The 17,277-nt window shown below is 37.7% G+C and carries 18 protein-coding genes and 2 other annotated features (1 of these 20 cut by a window edge); all 18 genes read left to right on the forward strand.

The genetic code is table 11. The annotated features are described in order from the left end of the window. Positions 1-186: a binding site (T-box leader), on the forward strand (it extends 47 nt beyond the left edge of the window). A 37-nt stretch (positions 187-223) separates the two neighbouring features. Then, positions 224-2,869: a valine--tRNA ligase gene (locus DM800_RS07275; protein ID WP_088064509.1), complete on the forward strand. Its 2,646-nt coding sequence runs from the start codon at positions 224-226 to the stop codon at positions 2,867-2,869. Positions 2,870-2,960: 91 nt separating this feature from the next. Next, positions 2,961-4,262 carry a bifunctional folylpolyglutamate synthase/dihydrofolate synthase gene (locus tag DM800_RS07280; protein ID WP_147786648.1) on the forward strand — a complete coding sequence of 434 codons (1,302 nt, stop codon included), beginning with the start codon at positions 2,961-2,963 and terminating at the stop codon, positions 4,260-4,262. 165 nt (positions 4,263-4,427) lie between these two features. Beyond that, positions 4,428-5,390: a stage II sporulation protein B gene (locus tag DM800_RS07285; RefSeq protein WP_147786649.1), complete on the forward strand. Its 963-nt coding sequence runs from the start codon at positions 4,428-4,430 to the stop codon at positions 5,388-5,390. Between the two features lie 221 nt (positions 5,391-5,611). Then, positions 5,612-6,187, forward strand: a complete 576-nt coding sequence (locus DM800_RS07290; RefSeq protein ID WP_097889236.1) for a Maf family protein — start codon at positions 5,612-5,614, stop codon at positions 6,185-6,187. Positions 6,188-6,234: 47 nt separating this feature from the next. Further along, on the forward strand, positions 6,235-6,912 hold the full coding sequence (radC, locus tag DM800_RS07295) for a DNA repair protein RadC (protein WP_137035724.1): 678 nt from the start codon (positions 6,235-6,237) through the stop codon (positions 6,910-6,912). A gap of 157 nt (positions 6,913-7,069) precedes the next feature. Further along, positions 7,070-8,089 (forward strand): cell shape-determining protein MreB, encoded by a 1,020-nt coding sequence (gene mreB / locus DM800_RS07300; protein ID WP_000466737.1) that lies wholly within the window; start codon positions 7,070-7,072, stop codon positions 8,087-8,089. A gap of 41 nt (positions 8,090-8,130) precedes the next feature. Beyond that, complete coding sequence (mreC, locus tag DM800_RS07305; protein WP_098147343.1) at positions 8,131-8,982, forward strand: rod shape-determining protein MreC; 852 nt, start codon at positions 8,131-8,133, stop codon at positions 8,980-8,982. 14 nt (positions 8,983-8,996) lie between these two features. Beyond that, the gene (gene mreD, locus DM800_RS07310) at positions 8,997-9,542 is read left to right on the forward strand and encodes a rod shape-determining protein MreD (protein WP_088609684.1); all 546 of its coding nucleotides are present in this window, start codon (positions 8,997-8,999) and stop codon (positions 9,540-9,542) included. A gap of 35 nt (positions 9,543-9,577) precedes the next feature. Further along, the gene (minC, locus tag DM800_RS07315) at positions 9,578-10,264 is read left to right on the forward strand and encodes a septum site-determining protein MinC (protein WP_097907313.1); all 687 of its coding nucleotides are present in this window, start codon (positions 9,578-9,580) and stop codon (positions 10,262-10,264) included. Between the two features lie 2 nt (positions 10,265-10,266). Next, positions 10,267-11,064 (forward strand): septum site-determining protein MinD, encoded by a 798-nt coding sequence (gene minD / locus DM800_RS07320; protein ID WP_000503312.1) that lies wholly within the window; start codon positions 10,267-10,269, stop codon positions 11,062-11,064. 133 nt (positions 11,065-11,197) lie between these two features. Further along, positions 11,198-11,944, forward strand: coding sequence for a stage IV sporulation protein SpoIVFA (gene spoIVFA, locus DM800_RS07325; protein WP_098147341.1), 747 nt, complete (start codon positions 11,198-11,200; stop codon positions 11,942-11,944). Continuing rightward, on the forward strand, positions 11,937-12,797 hold the full coding sequence (spoIVFB, locus tag DM800_RS07330) for a stage IV sporulation intramembrane metalloprotease SpoIVFB (RefSeq protein ID WP_088064477.1): 861 nt from the start codon (positions 11,937-11,939) through the stop codon (positions 12,795-12,797). Before spoIVFA ends, spoIVFB begins: the two co-directional genes overlap by 8 nt. A 67-nt stretch (positions 12,798-12,864) precedes the next feature. Further along, the gene (locus DM800_RS07335; protein WP_131932587.1) at positions 12,865-14,253 is read left to right on the forward strand and encodes an Rne/Rng family ribonuclease; all 1,389 of its coding nucleotides are present in this window, start codon (positions 12,865-12,867) and stop codon (positions 14,251-14,253) included. A gap of 77 nt (positions 14,254-14,330) precedes the next feature. Then, positions 14,331-14,408, forward strand: a sequence feature (ribosomal protein L21 leader region). Between the two features lie 14 nt (positions 14,409-14,422). Next, complete coding sequence (gene rplU / locus DM800_RS07340; protein WP_000270907.1) at positions 14,423-14,731, forward strand: 50S ribosomal protein L21; 309 nt, start codon at positions 14,423-14,425, stop codon at positions 14,729-14,731. A gap of 11 nt (positions 14,732-14,742) precedes the next feature. Next, complete coding sequence (locus tag DM800_RS07345) at positions 14,743-15,087, forward strand: ribosomal-processing cysteine protease Prp (protein WP_002001054.1); 345 nt, start codon at positions 14,743-14,745, stop codon at positions 15,085-15,087. Between the two features lie 3 nt (positions 15,088-15,090). After that, positions 15,091-15,381, forward strand: a complete 291-nt coding sequence (rpmA, locus tag DM800_RS07350; protein WP_000944957.1) for a 50S ribosomal protein L27 — start codon at positions 15,091-15,093, stop codon at positions 15,379-15,381. A gap of 63 nt (positions 15,382-15,444) precedes the next feature. Next, positions 15,445-15,993: a sporulation initiation phosphotransferase B gene (locus DM800_RS07355; RefSeq protein WP_098135103.1), complete on the forward strand. Its 549-nt coding sequence runs from the start codon at positions 15,445-15,447 to the stop codon at positions 15,991-15,993. Then, positions 15,993-17,276, forward strand: coding sequence for a GTPase ObgE (gene obgE, locus DM800_RS07360; RefSeq protein WP_000497119.1), 1,284 nt, complete (start codon positions 15,993-15,995; stop codon positions 17,274-17,276). The genes DM800_RS07355 and obgE overlap by 1 nt, the downstream gene beginning before the upstream one ends. Position 17,277 lies beyond the last annotated feature (1 nt).

Here is a 17,277-nt window from a genome sequence, read left to right on the forward strand (position 1 = left end):
GGAGAATCATTAGCTGGGAGATTCTCTAGATAGTTATGTTAGAAGGTAGCCCTGGAGCATCTTTTCTGAACGGAATAGTTCTCATTAGGAAAAGACGGATTTGTCCGTTATCAAATTAAGAGTATAAGCAAATTCCTGAATTTGTTTGTAAATAAAGGTGGTACCGCGATGTCCCTCGTCCTTTTTGGATGAGGGGCATTTTTTATTTTAAGGAGGGAAAATAATGTCAAACACGGAAAAGAATTTACCAACTAAATATGATCATATGTCCGTTGAAGAAGGCCTTTATCAATGGTGGCTTGAAGGCAAATATTTCGAAGCAACAGGAGATGAGAAGAAACAACCATACACAATTGTAATTCCACCTCCGAACGTAACTGGTAAGTTACACTTAGGTCATGCTTGGGATACAACTCTTCAAGATATTTTAACTCGTACGAAGCGTATGCAAGGTTACGATGTATTATGGCTTCCAGGAATGGACCATGCGGGTATCGCAACACAAGCGAAAGTAGAAGGGAAACTTCGTGAAGAAGGTATTTCACGTTACGATCTTGGCCGTGAGAAATTCCTTGAAAAAGCTTGGGAATGGAAAGAGGAATACGCGTCTCACATTCGTCAACAATGGGGGAAAGTTGGTTTAGGATTAGACTATTCTCGTGAACGTTTCACATTAGACGAAGGTTTATCTGATGCGGTTAATAAAGTATTCGTTCAATTATACGAAAAAGGCTTAATTTACCGCGGTGAATATATTATCAACTGGGACCCAGCAACACGCACAGCTCTTTCTGATATTGAAGTAATTCATAAAGAAGTTCAAGGTGCATTCTACCATATGAACTATCCGTTAACAGATGGTTCTGGTCATATTCGTCTTGCTACTACTCGTCCAGAAACGATGCTTGGTGATACAGCAGTAGCAGTTCATCCAGAAGACGATCGTTACAAACATTTAATCGGGAAAACAGTTACACTTCCAATCGTAGGCCGTGAGATTCCGATTATTGCTGATGAGTACGTAGAAAAAGATTTCGGAACAGGCGTTGTAAAAATTACACCAGCTCATGACCCGAATGACTTTGAAGTAGGTAACCGTCATGACTTACCACGTATCTTAGTAATGAACGAAGATGGATCAATGAACGAAAAAGCTGGTAAGTATAACGGTATGGATCGTTTCGAATGCCGTAAAGCGTTAGTGAAGGACTTACAAGAAGCGGGCGTATTAGTAGAAATCGAGCCTCATATGCATTCAGTAGGTCATAGTGAGCGTAGTGGTGCAGTTGTTGAGCCTTACTTATCAACACAATGGTTCGTAAAAATGGCTCCACTTGCTGAGAAGGCAGTAGAGCTTCAACAAAAAGAAGAAGAGAAAGTAACGTTCGTACCAGAACGTTTTGAAAACACATACTTACGCTGGATGGAAAACATTCACGACTGGTGTATTTCTCGTCAATTATGGTGGGGACACCGTATTCCAGCTTGGTATCATAAAGAAACTGGTGAAGTATACGTAGGTACAGATGCACCAGCAGATATTGAAAACTGGAATCAAGATAACGATGTACTTGATACATGGTTCAGTTCAGCGTTATGGCCATTCTCAACACTTGGTTGGCCTAATGAAGATGCAGCAGACTTTAAACGTTACTATTCAACAGATGCATTAGTAACGGGTTATGACATCATCTTCTTCTGGGTATCTCGTATGATTTTCCAAGGTTTAGAGTTTACAGGCGAGCGTCCATTTAAAGATGTATTAATTCACGGTTTAGTTCGTGATGAGCAAGGACGTAAAATGAGTAAATCTCTTGGTAACGGTATTGATCCAATGGATGTTATCGAGAAGTACGGTGCAGATGCAATGCGCTATTTCTTATCAACAGGAAGCGCACCAGGTCAAGATTTACGTTTCAGTATGGAAAAAGTAGAGTCTACTTGGAACTTCATTAATAAAATTTGGAACGCATCACGTTTCGTATTAATGAACATGGATGATATGAAGTATGAAGAAATCGATTTAACTGGTGAAAAATCAGTTGCGGATAAGTGGATTTTAACTCGCTTAAACGAAACAATCGAAAGCGTAACGCGTAACATGGATAAATATGAGTTCGGTGAAGCTGGTCGTTCATTATACAACTTCATTTGGGACGATTTCTGTGACTGGTACATTGAAATGGCGAAACTTCCACTATACGGTGAAGATGAAGCAGCTAAGAAAACAACTCGTTCTATTTTAGCTTACGTATTAGACCAAACAATGCGTCTATTACACCCATTCATGCCATTCGTAACAGAGAAGATTTGGCAACATTTACCGCATGAAGGCGAATCTATTACAGTAGCAGCATGGCCAACAGTTCGTGAAGATTTACAAGATACAGAAGCTGCGGCAGAAATGCACCTTCTAGTTGATATCATTCGCTCTGTTCGTAACATCCGTGCAGAAGTTAATACGCCAATGAGCAAAAAAGTTCAAATGCAAATTAAAGCAAAAGATGAGGCTGTACTTGCTCAACTTACGAAAAACAGCTCTTACATTGAGCGTTTCTGTAACCCAAGCGAATTAATAATTCAAACGGATTTACAAGCACCAGAAAAAGCAATGACTGCAATCGTATCAGGTGCAGAGTTATTCTTACCGTTAGCTGATCTTATCAATCTTGATGAAGAGAGAGCACGTCTTGAGAAAGAATTTGAGAAGTTCGACAAAGAAGTAGAACGTGTACAGAAGAAACTTTCAAACCAAGGTTTCGTAGCGAAAGCTCCTGCAGCAGTTATTGACGGAGAGCGTGCGAAAGAGCAAGACTACCTAGAAAAACGTGAAGCAGTTCGCCAACGTCTAGCAGATCTTGAAAAGTAAAATATTTTTTAGAGGCTCACTATATTGGTGAGTCTCTTTTCTTTGCGTATAATAGGAGTATGAAGGTTGTCTTTTGAAAGGGGAAGCATACGTGATACATACATACGAAGAAGCGATAGGGTGGATTCATAGCCGATTGAAGTTTGGTATTAAACCGGGATTAGAAAGAATGAAATGGATGCTAGAAGAGCTCGGAAATCCAGAGCGTCACATAAAATGTGTTCATCTTGCTGGTACAAATGGAAAAGGTTCAACGTTAACATATATGCGCTACATGTTAGAAGATGCAAAATATAAGGTAGGAACATTTACCTCTCCATATATTGAAACATTTAACGAACGTATTAGTGTGAACGGGACACCAATTGCAGATGAAGAGATTACTGAACTTGTAAAGATGGTAAAGCCAGTCGTTGAAAAACTAGATGGGACGGATTTAGGGGAAGCGACTGAGTTTGAAATTATTACTGTTATGGCAATTTGTTATTTCGGTAAAGTTAATTTCTGTGATGTTGTTTTATTTGAAACAGGGCTTGGAGGGCGCTTTGATTCTACGAATGTTATTCATCCTGTTCTCACGATTATTACAAATATCGGCCACGATCATATGCATATTTTAGGGAATACACTAGGAGAAATTGCATATGAAAAGGCGGGGATTATTAAGTCTGGTGTTCCGGTTATTACTGGTGTACAAGATGAGGAAGCATTGCAAGTCATTCAAAAAGTTGCAAAGGAAAATCATGCAAACTTATACGAGATGGGCAAGCATTTTACAGCGTTACATAAACAGTCTGGCGAAGATGGAGAACGGTTCGATTTCACTTGTCCTTTCGCCACTTTTGAAGATGTGCGAATCTCAATGAAAGGTGTTCACCAAGTAGGAAACGCAGCACTTGCACTTATGGCAGTCATGTATGTCAAAACATACTTATCATTTTTAATTGAGGAAGTAGAAATAAGAACTGGATTACAGGAAGCGTATTGGATTGGTCGATTTGAAAAACTGCAAAGCAATCCAGATATTATTATAGATGGTGCCCATAACCCAGAAGGTATCGAAAGTCTTGTGAAAACAGTAGAATCACATTACAAAGATAAAAATGTAATAGTTTTATTTACTGCCCTAGGTGATAAACAATTGCATAATATGGTAGATCAATTAGAAACCATTGCCGATGAAATTATTTTTACAACATTCGCCTTTGATCGTGCTATTTCTGCTGACGAGCTTGCATCGTATGCAAAGAAAGAGTCAAAACTAGTTTTTGAAAATTGGAAAGAGGCAATTGATACGAAGGTTGAAATGATTGGAGAAAATGATGTTTTTATCATAACAGGTTCTCTTTATTTCATTTCGGAAGTTCGAAAATATATTCGCGAGAAAAACTAGATAGTCTTTGCTATCTAGTTTTTTTGTTCTACAAATGAAGTCAAATGCATACATATAAGATAAATATATAGGGTTATTTGGCGAATTCCTCTGACAAATATCTCGTTTTTTTGTGAAATCAATATGATATGATGCGGACAATGATAAGAGGTGAGGTGTGAGTGTATGGACAAGCAATCACGAACGATCTCAGTGAAAGTGAATGGAACAGAAGCGAAGTATGAGGAGAAGAAGAAAGATGAATTTGAATGGATGGTAGTAGAAAGTGAAAGACCGAAAAACGTTGTTCCGTTTCAAAAAGCGAAATTGGTGTCTAAGGAAAAAAAACGAAAGAAGTGGAGCAATACGTTAATTGCAATCGTTGCCACTGCGATTGTTATTGGTACGGCTTTTGGGATGGGAATGCTACAGTTACTTAAAGGACAAGGTGCGACAGGGGGAAGCGAAGTAACAGCTTCGAAGCAGATGCGAAATGAAGAATCAAAGGTGGGCGGAACGGCAGAACAAACACCGGCACCAAAAGAGGAAAAACAAAAAGCACAGACAGGAACGTCATTAGATCCAATGAAATTATTTTTTGTGCAAGGAGGGATTTATTCTTCCGAAGAAAAGGGACAGGCCGCTCTTGAAGAGTGGAAAGGTAATGGAGGCGTTGCAGCTTTAAAACCGAGCGGTGATAAGTATGCATTAGTTGTTGGTATTGCTAGCGATGAACAAGGCATAAATCAATTAATGACGCAGTATAAAAATGATAATGTCTCCGTATTGAAAAAGAACTGGGATATAACAGATAAAGCGTTACTTAAAGATGATAAAGAAGTTGGGGCATTTTTCACAAAAGTACAGCCATTATATACTCATTTAGCAAAATATGCTTCCAGCGTACAAGCTAGTGGAAAAAGTAATGCGAAAGATATAGGGGCGATTGAAAAAGAGTGGAAAGCGATTGAAAAAGAAGGGAAAAGTATGAAGCAAGAAGAAGCGAAGAAATTGTATATGTATACGTCAGTAGCTGTGCAAACAGTGAAGGACGGAAAAGATGATAAGGAATCTTTGGCGAAACTAAATCAAGTTATTATTGATGGTATGCTTTCGTATGAAAAAATTGTTTCACAAAAGGCGAAATAATAGGATAATGAAATGACGAAGGAAGAAGTGTAGGTACTTCTTTCTTTTCTTTTGAATTTATAGTAAAGTGCTTTCTCTATGGCAGAAATATAATTGTATGTTAGTAAAGAGGTATTATTTTATATAGAGAAGATAATATTTCTTTCATTTGTGGACAAACTATTCCTTTGATACGATTGTTGTAAATGATTCTGCTTCATGTGAGAAAGGAAGGAGAAAATATGAAAAAAATTATTTTAGCTTCAGGGTCACCTCGCAGGAAGGAATTACTTGAGTTAGCTGGTGTGCCATTTGAAATTATTGTAAGTGAAGTAGAAGAAAAGATTGGTGCGTATTCCTCACCTTCTGATATTGTTATGTCACTTGCTTTGCAAAAAGCATCTGCGGTAGCAGAAACGAATAGTGATCACATTGTGTTAGGTGCAGACACAATTGTTACATATGAGTCGCGTATACTTGGAAAGCCTTCTAATGAGGCTGAGGCGAAAGAAATGTTGCAATTATTATCAGGGAAAACACATGAGGTGTATACGGGTGTTGCAATTATAGCGAAAGACAAAACAGTCACTTTTTACGAGCGTACAGAAGTTACGTTTTGGGAATTAACAGAAGAAGAAATTGACGCATATGTTGCATCGAAAGAGCCTCTTGATAAAGCAGGAAGTTATGGGATTCAAGGTAAAGGGTCTATTTTTGTTCAACATATTCAAGGGGACTACTATAGTGTAGTCGGGTTACCAATTTCACGTCTTGTTCGGGAATTAAAACAATTTAATATTGATGTAACCCATGCGTAAAATTGCATGGGATTTTCTTTGAGAGAACAAATAAAAGGGGTGGAGAAATGAACGGTATTCGTGATGTTGTCAAAGAAGAACAGCCACGGGAGCGTTTATTGTTAGAAGGAGCTGGAAGTTTATCGAATCGGGAGCTTCTTGCTGTGTTACTTAGAACAGGTTCTAAAGAAGAAACAGTTTTAAAGTTATCAGATAAAATTTTACATCACTTTGATGGTTTACGTATGTTGAAAGATGCAACGTTAGAAGAGCTTGTCAGTATACATGGTGTTGGGATTGCAAAGGCAGCCCAGCTTATAGCTGCTTTTGAACTTGGTAGAAGAATGGTACGTTTAGAATATCAAAATAGATACAGCATTCGAAGCCCAGAAGATTGTGCGAGATATATGATGGAAGAAATGCGCTTCCTGCAGCAGGAGCATTTTGTATGTTTATATTTAAATACAAAAAATCAAGTTATACATAGGCAAACGGTTTTCATTGGAAGTTTAAACACATCAATTGTACATCCAAGAGAAGTTTTTAAAGAAGCGTTCCGCCGCGCAGCAGCCTCTATCATATGTCTTCATAACCATCCCTCAGGAGACCCCACGCCGAGCCGAGAAGATATTGAAGTAACAAAACGCTTAGTAGAATGCGGCCGAATTATCGGAATTGAAGTGCTTGACCATATTATAATAGGCGACCATAAATTCGTGAGTTTAAAGGAAAAAGGTCATATTTAAGACTATGCTTTTTACTTATTTTGTTTTATAATGTGATTTATGAGTTTTTTGTAGAAATTTATCTACAAAAAGGATAAAGATATAAAAAACGTACTGTTTTTATAATATAAATTAAGAAAAAATGAGTCCGTGAAAACAAGAAAGGAAGATAAATAATATGTTTGGATTTGGTGGATTTACTCGCGATCTTGGAATAGATTTAGGAACTGCGAACACGCTTGTATATGTAAAAGGAAAAGGTGTAGTCTTACGTGAACCTTCAGTAGTAGCGTTACAAACTGATACGAAACAAATCGTTGCTGTAGGTAGCGATGCAAAACAAATGATTGGTCGTACACCAGGAAACGTTGTGGCACTTCGCCCGATGAAAGACGGTGTAATTGCTGATTACGAAACGACAGCAACAATGATGAAATATTACATTCAACAAGCTCAAAAATCAAATGGATTTTTCTCACGTAAACCATACGTAATGGTATGTGTACCATCTGGTATTACAGCTGTCGAAAGACGTGCAGTAATTGACGCGACTCGTCAAGCTGGTGCTCGTGACGCTTATCCAATTGAAGAACCATTTGCAGCAGCAATTGGTGCAAACTTACCTGTTTGGGAACCAACTGGTAGCATGGTTGTTGATATCGGTGGCGGTACAACAGAAGTTGCAATTATTTCTTTAGGTGGTATTGTAACAAGTCAATCAGTTCGTGTTGCTGGTGATGATATGGACGATTCAATCATTCAGTACATTAAGAAAAGCTACAACTTAATGATTGGTGAAAGAACAGCTGAAGCATTGAAATTAGAAATCGGTTCTGCAGGCGAGCCAGAAGGTATTGAGCCTATGGAAATTCGTGGTCGTGATTTAGTAAGTGGTTTACCAAAAACAGTACTAATTCAACCAGAAGAAATTGCAGATGCATTAAAAGATACAGTAGATGCAATTGTAGAATCTGTTAAAAATACGTTAGAGAAAACTCCACCTGAATTAGCGGCAGACATCATGGACCGTGGTATCGTATTAACAGGTGGCGGAGCATTACTACGTAACTTAGATAAAGTGATTAGTGAAGAAACAAATATGCCAGTCCTTGTTGCAGAAGATCCATTAGATTGCGTAGCAATTGGAACAGGTAAAGCATTAGACAATATCGATCTTTTCAAAACTGCTGCTCGATAATATTGCAAAATAAAAATCAATGAAATTAAGAGGGTGTGAACGTGCCACAGTTTTTCTTAAACAAAAGATTAATTGTTTTGTTAGTTAGTATTATTCTTCTCGTGGCATTGATTGGAATCTCATTGAAAGAACGGAACAGTTTAACATGGCCAGAGCAGTTTGTTAAAGACACTGTCGGTGTTGTAGAACGTGTATTCCAAAAGCCAGCGAAATACGTAGCTGGATTCTTCGAAAATGTAGAGGATGTAAAGCGCACGTATGAAGAGAATAAAGAATTAAAAGCAAAATTAGATAACTATGCAAAGTTATCAGGTGACGTAAAGCAATTAGAAGATGATAAAAAGAAGTTACAAGAGTTAACTGGTAAAAAAGAGTTGCCTAGTGATTATACTGAAATTCCAGCTACTGTCGTTTCTCGTAACCCGGATAAATGGTACGATTTAGTTGGAATTGATAAAGGGGCACAGCAAGGAATTAAAAAAGATATGGCCGTAGTAACTTCACAAGGTTTAGTTGGACGAGTGAAAAGTGTATCTCAGTTTACATCATCAGTAGAATTGCTAAGTTCTATGAGCCGAACAAATCGTGTTTCTGCTATCGTGCAAGGTGATGAGAAAATCTTTGGATTGATTGAAGGTTACGACAAAGAAAAGCACTTACTTCTTTTCACAAAGATCGGCTCTGATGCAAAAGTAGAAACCAATCAACTAGTTGTAACATCTGGACTTGGTGATATTTTCCCGAAAGGTCTTGTAATTGGTACAATCGTTGATGTTCAGCCAGATCCATACGGTTTAACAAAAACAGCTTATGTAAAACCTGCCGCTGATTTAAATGACGTAGAGCATGTTATGGTTGCGAAACGTGCAAAGCCTTCAGCGCCATTAGAATAGGAGGGGGAGAAGAGATGATGAAGATTTTAAAAAGAGCAGCTCTTCCTCTTTTGCTCCTTTTTGTTTTTCTATTTGAAAATATGTTTGCTACTATTGTTCCAACGGAGGTTTTTTGGAAAAACAGTATAGCAGCACCTCATTTCTTTATAATTGTATTATGTTTTATTACTGTGTACTATAGTCCGGTCCAAGGGATTTACTACGGACTATTATTTGGGTTCTTATTTGATACCGTATACACAGAACTTGTCGGTATATATATTTTTGCGTATCCGATTTTAGCTTATTTAGTTTATAGTGTGATGAAGATACTACAATTGAATTTATTTATTGTTGCTTCTATTGTACTAGCTAGCATTGTAGCACTAGAGTATTATGTGTATGGATTTTTAACTTTGTTAGGACGTACTCATATGTCAGCGTATGTCTTTTTCACAGATCGTCTCCTGTCTACTGTATTGCTAAATGCAATTTTCTTATTGATAGTTTGTTTCCCACTGAGACGATATTTAGTGCGTCTTTCAAAAGCGATGGAAGAAAAAGAAAAAAGGATTTTCTAATTTTATGTCGAATTGAATCGGTGGGGTGAACTTTAGTGGAAGAAAAAAAGCAACAAAATGTAACAATAAAAGGGACAAAAGACGGAATAACGCTTCATTTAGATGATTGCTGTTCATTCTCTGAATTACTGGAGGAATTGGATGAAAAGCTTTCTACACATTACTATGATGGTGATGGGCGCTCGTTAATTGAAGTGCATGTGAAAGTGGGAAATCGTTATTTAACAGAAGTCCAACAAGAAGAGATTCGTACGTTAATTCGTAATAAAAAGAATCTTGTTGTGGATTCAATTGAAAGTGATGTTATAACTAAAGCAGAAGCAATAGCTTGGAAAGAAGAAACAGAAATTGTCCCTATTTCCAAAATTGTTCGCTCTGGACAAGTTTTACATGTAAAAGGAAATTTATTGTTAATTGGAGATGTTAATCCAGGCGGAACGGTTATCGCTGGGGGGAATATTTTTGTCGTGGGATCATTAAGAGGAATTGCGCATGCGGGTTACTATGGGGATTCGGATGCTGTAATCGCTGCATCTATTATGAACCCAATGCAACTTCGAATTAGTGATGTGGCAATGCGGGCTCCGGAAGAGAAAGAAGACGGAGCGGAGGCGGCAGAATGTGCGTATATTAATGAGAACAATCACATTGTTGTCGATCGACTGCAACTTCTCACTCATCTTAGACCTAATTTAACAAAGTTAGAAAGGGGAATTGTATAGCTGTGGGAGAGGCAATAGTAATTACATCTGGAAAAGGCGGTGTAGGTAAAACTACAACGTCTGCGAACATTGGTACAGCCCTAGCGTTATCTGGAAAGAAAGTGTGCTTAATTGACACAGATATCGGTCTTCGAAACTTAGACGTAGTAATGGGGCTGGAAAATCGTATTGTATTTGATCTTGTTGATGTCGTTGAAGGGCGTTGCCGTTTACCTCAGGCTCTTATTAAAGATAAACGTTTTGATGATCTTTATTTATTACCTGCAGCACAAACGAGTGATAAATCAGCGGTAACACCTGAACAAATGGATGAATTAATACAAGTATTACGTCAAGATTATGATTACATATTAATTGATTGTCCTGCGGGGATTGAGCAGGGATTTAAAAACGCGGTAGCTGGTGCGGATAAAGCAATCGTTGTTACGACGCCAGAAGTATCCTCAATGCGCGATGCGGATCGTATTATCGGGCTTTTAGAAAAAGAGGATATTGAACCACCGAAACTTGTTATTAACCGTGTGCGTAGTCATATGCTTCATGAACAGGATATGTTAGATGTTGATGAAATCGTACGTACATTGTCAATCGAGCTTCTTGGTGTTGTCGAAGATGATGATGAAGTTATTCGTGCTACAAATACAGGTGAACCTGTAGCGTTGCAACCGAGCGGAAAAGCAGCGTTAGCTTATCGTAATATTGCAAGACGCTTGTTGGGTGAGAATGTACCATTGCAAGCATTTGGACAAGAAAAGGTATCGGTATTTACAAAGATGAAAAACTTCTTTGGAATCCGTTAAAGGCACTTCGCGCATATGCGAAGTGCTTTCTTTTTTCTTCACACGAATATCTTCCTTTCTTTGCTCATACATATGTACAAACTGTATACAACTGTTTCTATGTAAATTAGCTGAACGAAAGAAAGGAGACAGTATGAAGAATAGACGTGTAGAAGAAATTAAAAAACGGATTGCGAAAAGGAAGGCAGAGCAAGAAAGGATGGAGGAAGAGCAGTATTTTGCTGGAGGGAATTTTGATAGTGAAACAGTATTTATTGAAGATGGAGAAAAGGAAATTCATCCTTTATTTCGAAAAGAAGTATTTTTCTTCAAAGTTTTGTTATCAGCAATATTAGTTCTTTCTGTCGCTATTTTATATAAGAATGCACCCTCTTCTTTCGACGGTGCGAAAGCAGTTACAGAAAAAGTGATGAAAGAAGAATTTCAGTTTGCTACTGTAGCGAAATGGTACGAAAAGCAGTTTGGAAAACCTCTTGTATTTTATTCGCCTAATGTGAAAAAAGAAGGAACGATTCAGCAAAAAGATTATGCAATTCCTGCTTCAGGAAAGGTAATGCAAGGGTTTCAAAAAAATGGCCAAGGTGTATTTGTCCAAACAGCTACAAATGCAACTGTTGAGTCAGTGAATGAAGGGCTAGTTGTTTTTGCTGGTAAGAAAGAGGAACTTGGTAATACGGTTCAAATTCAGCATGCAGATGGAACAGAATCGTGGTATGCGAATTTAAATGACATGACAGTGAAATTATATGATTACGTTTCAAAGAAACAAAAAATTGGAACGGTGAATAATGATGCAAATAATAAAAATGGTAAGTTTTATTTCGCGATAAAAAAGAATGAAAAATTTATTGACCCGATTCAGGTGATTTCATTTGATTAAATATAGAGAAGTTTTAACGAAGATTTCAGTGCATCCGTTGTTTTGGGTTATTATTGTTATTGGTATTTTTACGGCACGTTTTAAAGAGTTAATACTGTTATTTTGTATCGTTCTTATCCATGAACTTGGGCATGCCTTTGCGGCGGCACACTACAATTGGCGTATTAAAAAGATTCAACTTTTACCGTTTGGTGGTGTGGCTGAGCTTGAGGAACACGGGAATAAGTCATTGAAAGAGGAACTTGTTGTTGTAATTGCAGGGCCTATACAACATATTTGGATGATGGTGGTAGGTTATATAGTGTTTGAAGCTGGTTGGCTGGGTGCGGATTTATATTATTTCTTTATATGGAATAATATAATTATTTTAGCATTTAATTTACTACCTATTTGGCCGCTTGACGGTGGAAAAGTATTGTTTAACGTATTATCATATCGTTTTCCTTATTTACAAGCACATGAAAAGATGATGAAATTATCATGTGTTTTTTTTAGTGTAATACTAGTGTGGCAGTTACTTTGGAATAGTAACAATATTATGATGTGGGTACTACTCATATTTTTAGCGGTGTCGTTATATCAAGAGTGGAAACAAAGACAGTATTCCTTTATGCGTTTTTTATTGGAACGTTATTATGGGAACAAAAGAGGAATTGAAAAGATTGCACCTATTGAAGTGCAATCAGAAGATCATTTATATAAGATATTCACAAAATTTCGTAGAGGGTATAAGCACTCTATTATCGTCCATGGAAAATATAAAGAACATTACACATTGGATGAAAATGAATTACTCTATGCGTATTTTACTGAAAAACGAACAACTTCATCTGTTGAAGAATTAATCGGTTAGTGTTGACGATAGCACTAACCTTTTATTATTGTAAAAGCAAAGAAGATTATAAAGTGAGGAAAGAATTTTGAAAACGTTATATATGAACTATGCAGGATCGGAAAAACGCGTTGCAATTGAAGAGAAGAAAAAAATTGTTGAGTTTTTATGGAAACGAAATGAAGAACAAGAGATTGTTGGGCATATTTATGTTGGACGTATCGTAAGAACGATTGCTGGAATGAACGCAGCTTTTGTAAACATCGGTTTAGAAAAACATGCGTACCTTTCATACGATGATGTACCATCTTCTTATCGTATACATGAAGGGCAAGCGGTACTCGTGCAAGTTGTGAAAGAGGCAATTGATACGAAAGGGCCGAAATTGACAGCAAACATAGAATTTACCGGGAAATATGTCGTTTATATGCCATATGATGAAATGCGTGCGGTTTCTCGAAAAATAAAAAATAATAAAAGAAGGCAACAGCTACTCCAAATTGAGGTAGAAGGGACAGGAGGTTATATTTTCCGCTCTGCTTCTGAAAAAGGAGAAATTGAAGAAATACAAGCTGAAATGCAAAGGTTACAGCAGTTATATGAAGAGCTAAAAAGAAAAGAGGGCCAAGGAAAGGCACCGTTACTACTTCATCGACCGGCGACCTTTTTAGATCGTGTATTCCAAGAGAATCCGATTGAAACGATTGAAAAAGTAGTTGTAGATACAAGAAGTATAGTAAAAGAATTAGAAGAAAAGGTCGGAAAAGAAAAAGTATCTTTTTATAATGAAAAATCTTCAATGTTTAACCATTTTGGAATAGAGCGTGAGATCGAGAAAGCACTTCAAAAAATTGTGTGGCTCCCGAATGGTGCTTATTTAATTGTGGAACAAATGGAGACGATGACTGTAATTGATGTGAATACGGGCAAGTTTACTGGAAAACAGAATTTACAAGATACAGTCCTTCGTACAAATGAAGTGGCAGCTGAAGAGATTGCACGTCAATTAAGACTGCGTGATATCGGTGGTATGATATTAATTGATTTTATTAATATGAAAAGAAGAGAAGATAAAGAAAAGGTAAGAGAATGTCTGATGGCTGCTATGCAAAATGATCGCACATATACAAGAGTGCTCGGTTTTACAGAGTTAGGGATTTTGGAGATGACACGTAAACGTAAGAAACATTCTTTACGCGACGTATTACTAGAAGAGTGTGTACCTTGCAAAGCGACGGGGTATGTAATGTCATATGAAACAATTGCGTATGAGTTAGAGAGAGAGCTAATCACATATGGAAATATAGAGGATGAGGCAGTATTAATCGCTGCACCTAAAAATTTGCAAAAACAATTTTTGCAAAAAGAATTACAAAAAAATATTCCATTTGAAATTTATTTCAAAGATGATATGATCGAAAAGTACGCAATTATTCGTTTTGGAAGTAAAACAGAAATTGTAGAACGGAAAAAATAGTTAGCAGAACATTTATTGACAACCGTCTATGATTCATGATAACATCTTTATGTTATAGTTTATAGCACCTAAACGGCTATATGCTACAACCGCACAAGACAGGTTCCCTAAAGACATTTATGTCTACCTCGTTTTTGGCGAGTCTTAGTAATTAAGAGGAGGTGCAAGTATGTACGCAATTATCGAAACAGGTGGAAAACAAATTAAAGTTGAAGCTGGTCAAGCAATCTACATTGAAAAATTAGATGTTGAAGCTGGTGAAACTGTTACTTTTGACAAAGTTCTTTTCGTTGGTGGCGAAAACGTTAAAGTTGGTAGCCCAGTTGTAGAAGGTGCAACAGTTACTGCGAAAGTTGAAAAACAAGGTCGCGCTAAGAAAATTATCGTTTTCAAATACAAAGCGAAAAAGAACAATCGTAAGAAACAAGGTCATCGTCAACCTTACACTAAGCTAGTTGTTGAAGCTATCAACGCTTAATCCAGGTTAACATGATTAAAATTACGATAAGTCGCACGAAATTAGGAAGTATCCAATCATTTAAAATGACTGGACATGCCGATTATGCGCCACATGGACAAGATCTTGTCTGTGCTGGAACTACAGCGGTTGTGTTTGGTTCTATAAATGCAGTGGAAGAACTTTGTAATGTGCAGGCAACTATTGAACTCGGAAGTGATGGCGGATTCTTAACGTATGAATTGCCTAATGATTTAGACGTTCATACAGCAGAAAAAGCACAAACGCTTTTAGAAGGATTGGTTGTTTCGCTTAAGACGATCGAACTTGATTACGGAAAGTATATCCGTTTAATAGAAAAAGTGCAGGAGGTGTAACGTATGTTAAGATTAGATCTTCAGTTTTTCGCATCTAAGAAAGGTGTAGGTAGTACAAAGAACGGTCGTGACTCTCAGTCAAAACGTCTTGGTGCTAAACGCGCAGATGGTCAAACGGTTTCAGGTGGTTCAATTCTTTACCGTCAACGCGGTACAAAAATTTATCCAGGTGTTAACGTTGGTCGTGGTGGCGATGACACTTTATACGCGAAAGTTGACGGCGTAGTACGCTTTGAGCGTCTTGGCCGTGACCGCAAACAAGTGAGCGTATATCCTGTTGCTCAAGAAGCATAAGAACTCACGGAAAACTCTAACCTGAGTGCAGGTTAGAGTTTTTCTATATTAAGGGGTATCTAAATGAATGAAAAATGGACAATTATAGATGCATTGCGTCATTCAAGACATGATTGGCTCAATCGTATGCAGATGGTGAAAGGAAACCTTTCCCTTGGAAAAGTGGAAGAGATTCATAGTCTCATCGATCGTTTTGTCCAAGAAGCGAGACAAGAATCCAATCTGATAGGGCTATCAATGCCTTTATTTTCAGAGTGGATTTTAACATATAATTGGAAACAGCAGCCGTGCTTATTGGAGTACGAAGTATTAGGGAAATTACATAACTTATCTCACTTAGATGAGACTGTATGTATATGGACGAATCAATTTTTCTCAATACTTCAGCATAGTTTAGACGTATATGTTGAAAATTATGTTTGTATCACAATTGAATGTGACGCGGAGAATGCTCGTTTCTTTTTTGATTTTCGTGGTAAGCTAACGAGTGTAGAAAAACTACAGAATTGGCTTGCGAACCAAAACAATAAATGGTATTCCATTTCTTATACAGTACGAGACGAAGAAGTCTCAGTTATATTACAACCAATCGAAAAAAGTGTGGTGAAATAATGTTTGTAGATCAGGTCAAGATATATGTAAAAGGCGGCGACGGTGGTAACGGAATGGTTGCGTATCGTCGTGAGAAGTATGTACCTAAAGGTGGCCCAGCAGGTGGCGACGGTGGTAAAGGTGCAGATGTTGTTTTTGTTGTTGAGGAAGGCTTACGTACATTAATGGACTTCCGCTACCAACGTCATTTCAAAGCTGATCGTGGTCAGCATGGAATGAGTAAAGGTCAGCATGGTCGTAAATCTGAAGATTTAATCGTAAAGGTTCCACCGGGAACAATAGTAAAAGATGAAAAAACAGGTGAAATTCTTGCCGATTTAGTAACGCATGGACAAACAGCTGTAATCGCAAAGGGTGGCCGCGGTGGTCGTGGTAACTCACGTTTCGCAACACCGACGAACCCAGCGCCAGAAATCGCTGAGAACGGTGAACCAGGTCAAGAACGTGATGTCACGCTAGAACTTAAAGTGCTAGCAGATGTTGGACTTGTTGGATTCCCAAGTGTAGGTAAATCTACATTATTATCTGTTGTATCATCAGCGCGTCCAAAAATTGCAGAGTATCACTTTACAACAATCGTTCCGAATCTTGGTGTTGTTGAAACTGGTGATAACCGCAGCTTCGTTATGGCTGACCTTCCTGGACTAATTGAAGGTGCACATGCCGGCGTCGGACTTGGACACCAATTCTTACGTCATATTGAGCGTACACGTGTAATCGTGCACGTTATCGATATGTCTGGTTTAGAAGGTCGTGAGCCATATGAAGATTATGTAACAATCAATAGTGAACTAAAAGAATACAATATGCGTTTAACTGAGCGTCCACAAGTTGTTGTTGCAAACAAAATGGATATGCCAGGTGCAGAAGAAAACTTACAAGCATTTAAAGAAAAATTGGGAGACGAAGTGAAAATTTTCCCAATCTCAGCTGTAACGAAACAAGGTGTTCGTGACTTACTATTTGAAGTAGCGAACTTATTAGAAACAACACCAGAATTCCCAATGTACGATGATGTAGAAGAATCTGAAGCAAGTGTAATGTACAAATTTGAATCTGAATCTAATTTTGAAATTACACGCGAAAGTGATGGCACATTTGTTATTTCTGGTTATGATATTGAGAAAACATTCAAAATGACAGACTTCTCACGTGATGAATCTGTACGCCGATTTGCTCGTCAAATGCGTGGAATGGGTATTGATGAAGCCCTTCGTGCACGTGGTGCAGTAGACGGAGATATTGTAAAAATTCTTGAATATCAATTTGAATTTATCGATTAAG

The organism is Bacillus sp. AY18-3 (assembly GCF_008042305.1).
Classification (GTDB): domain Bacteria; phylum Bacillota; class Bacilli; order Bacillales; family Bacillaceae_G; genus Bacillus_A; species Bacillus_A wiedmannii.

Excerpts from the sequence above, each read along its gene's own strand:
- rplU (WP_000270907.1), top strand. The coding sequence starts at position 14,423 with ATGTACGCAATTATCGAAACAGGTGGAAAACAAATTAAAGTTGAAGCT.
- DM800_RS07275 (WP_088064509.1), top strand. The coding sequence starts at position 224 with ATGTCAAACACGGAAAAGAATTTACCAACTAAATATGATCATATGTCC.
- spoIVFA (WP_098147341.1), top strand. The coding sequence starts at position 11,198 with ATGAAGAATAGACGTGTAGAAGAAATTAAAAAACGGATTGCGAAAAGG.
- DM800_RS07285 (WP_147786649.1), top strand. The coding sequence starts at position 4,428 with ATGGACAAGCAATCACGAACGATCTCAGTGAAAGTGAATGGAACAGAA.
- mreD (WP_088609684.1), top strand. The coding sequence starts at position 8,997 with ATGATGAAGATTTTAAAAAGAGCAGCTCTTCCTCTTTTGCTCCTTTTT.
- DM800_RS07355 (WP_098135103.1), top strand. The coding sequence starts at position 15,445 with ATGAATGAAAAATGGACAATTATAGATGCATTGCGTCATTCAAGACAT.
- rpmA (WP_000944957.1), top strand. The coding sequence starts at position 15,091 with ATGTTAAGATTAGATCTTCAGTTTTTCGCATCTAAGAAAGGTGTAGGT.
- DM800_RS07345 (WP_002001054.1), top strand. The coding sequence starts at position 14,743 with ATGATTAAAATTACGATAAGTCGCACGAAATTAGGAAGTATCCAATCA.
- DM800_RS07290 (WP_097889236.1), top strand. The coding sequence starts at position 5,612 with ATGAAAAAAATTATTTTAGCTTCAGGGTCACCTCGCAGGAAGGAATTA.
- mreB (WP_000466737.1), top strand. The coding sequence starts at position 7,070 with ATGTTTGGATTTGGTGGATTTACTCGCGATCTTGGAATAGATTTAGGA.
- obgE (WP_000497119.1), top strand. The coding sequence starts at position 15,993 with ATGTTTGTAGATCAGGTCAAGATATATGTAAAAGGCGGCGACGGTGGT.
- radC (WP_137035724.1), top strand. The coding sequence starts at position 6,235 with ATGAACGGTATTCGTGATGTTGTCAAAGAAGAACAGCCACGGGAGCGT.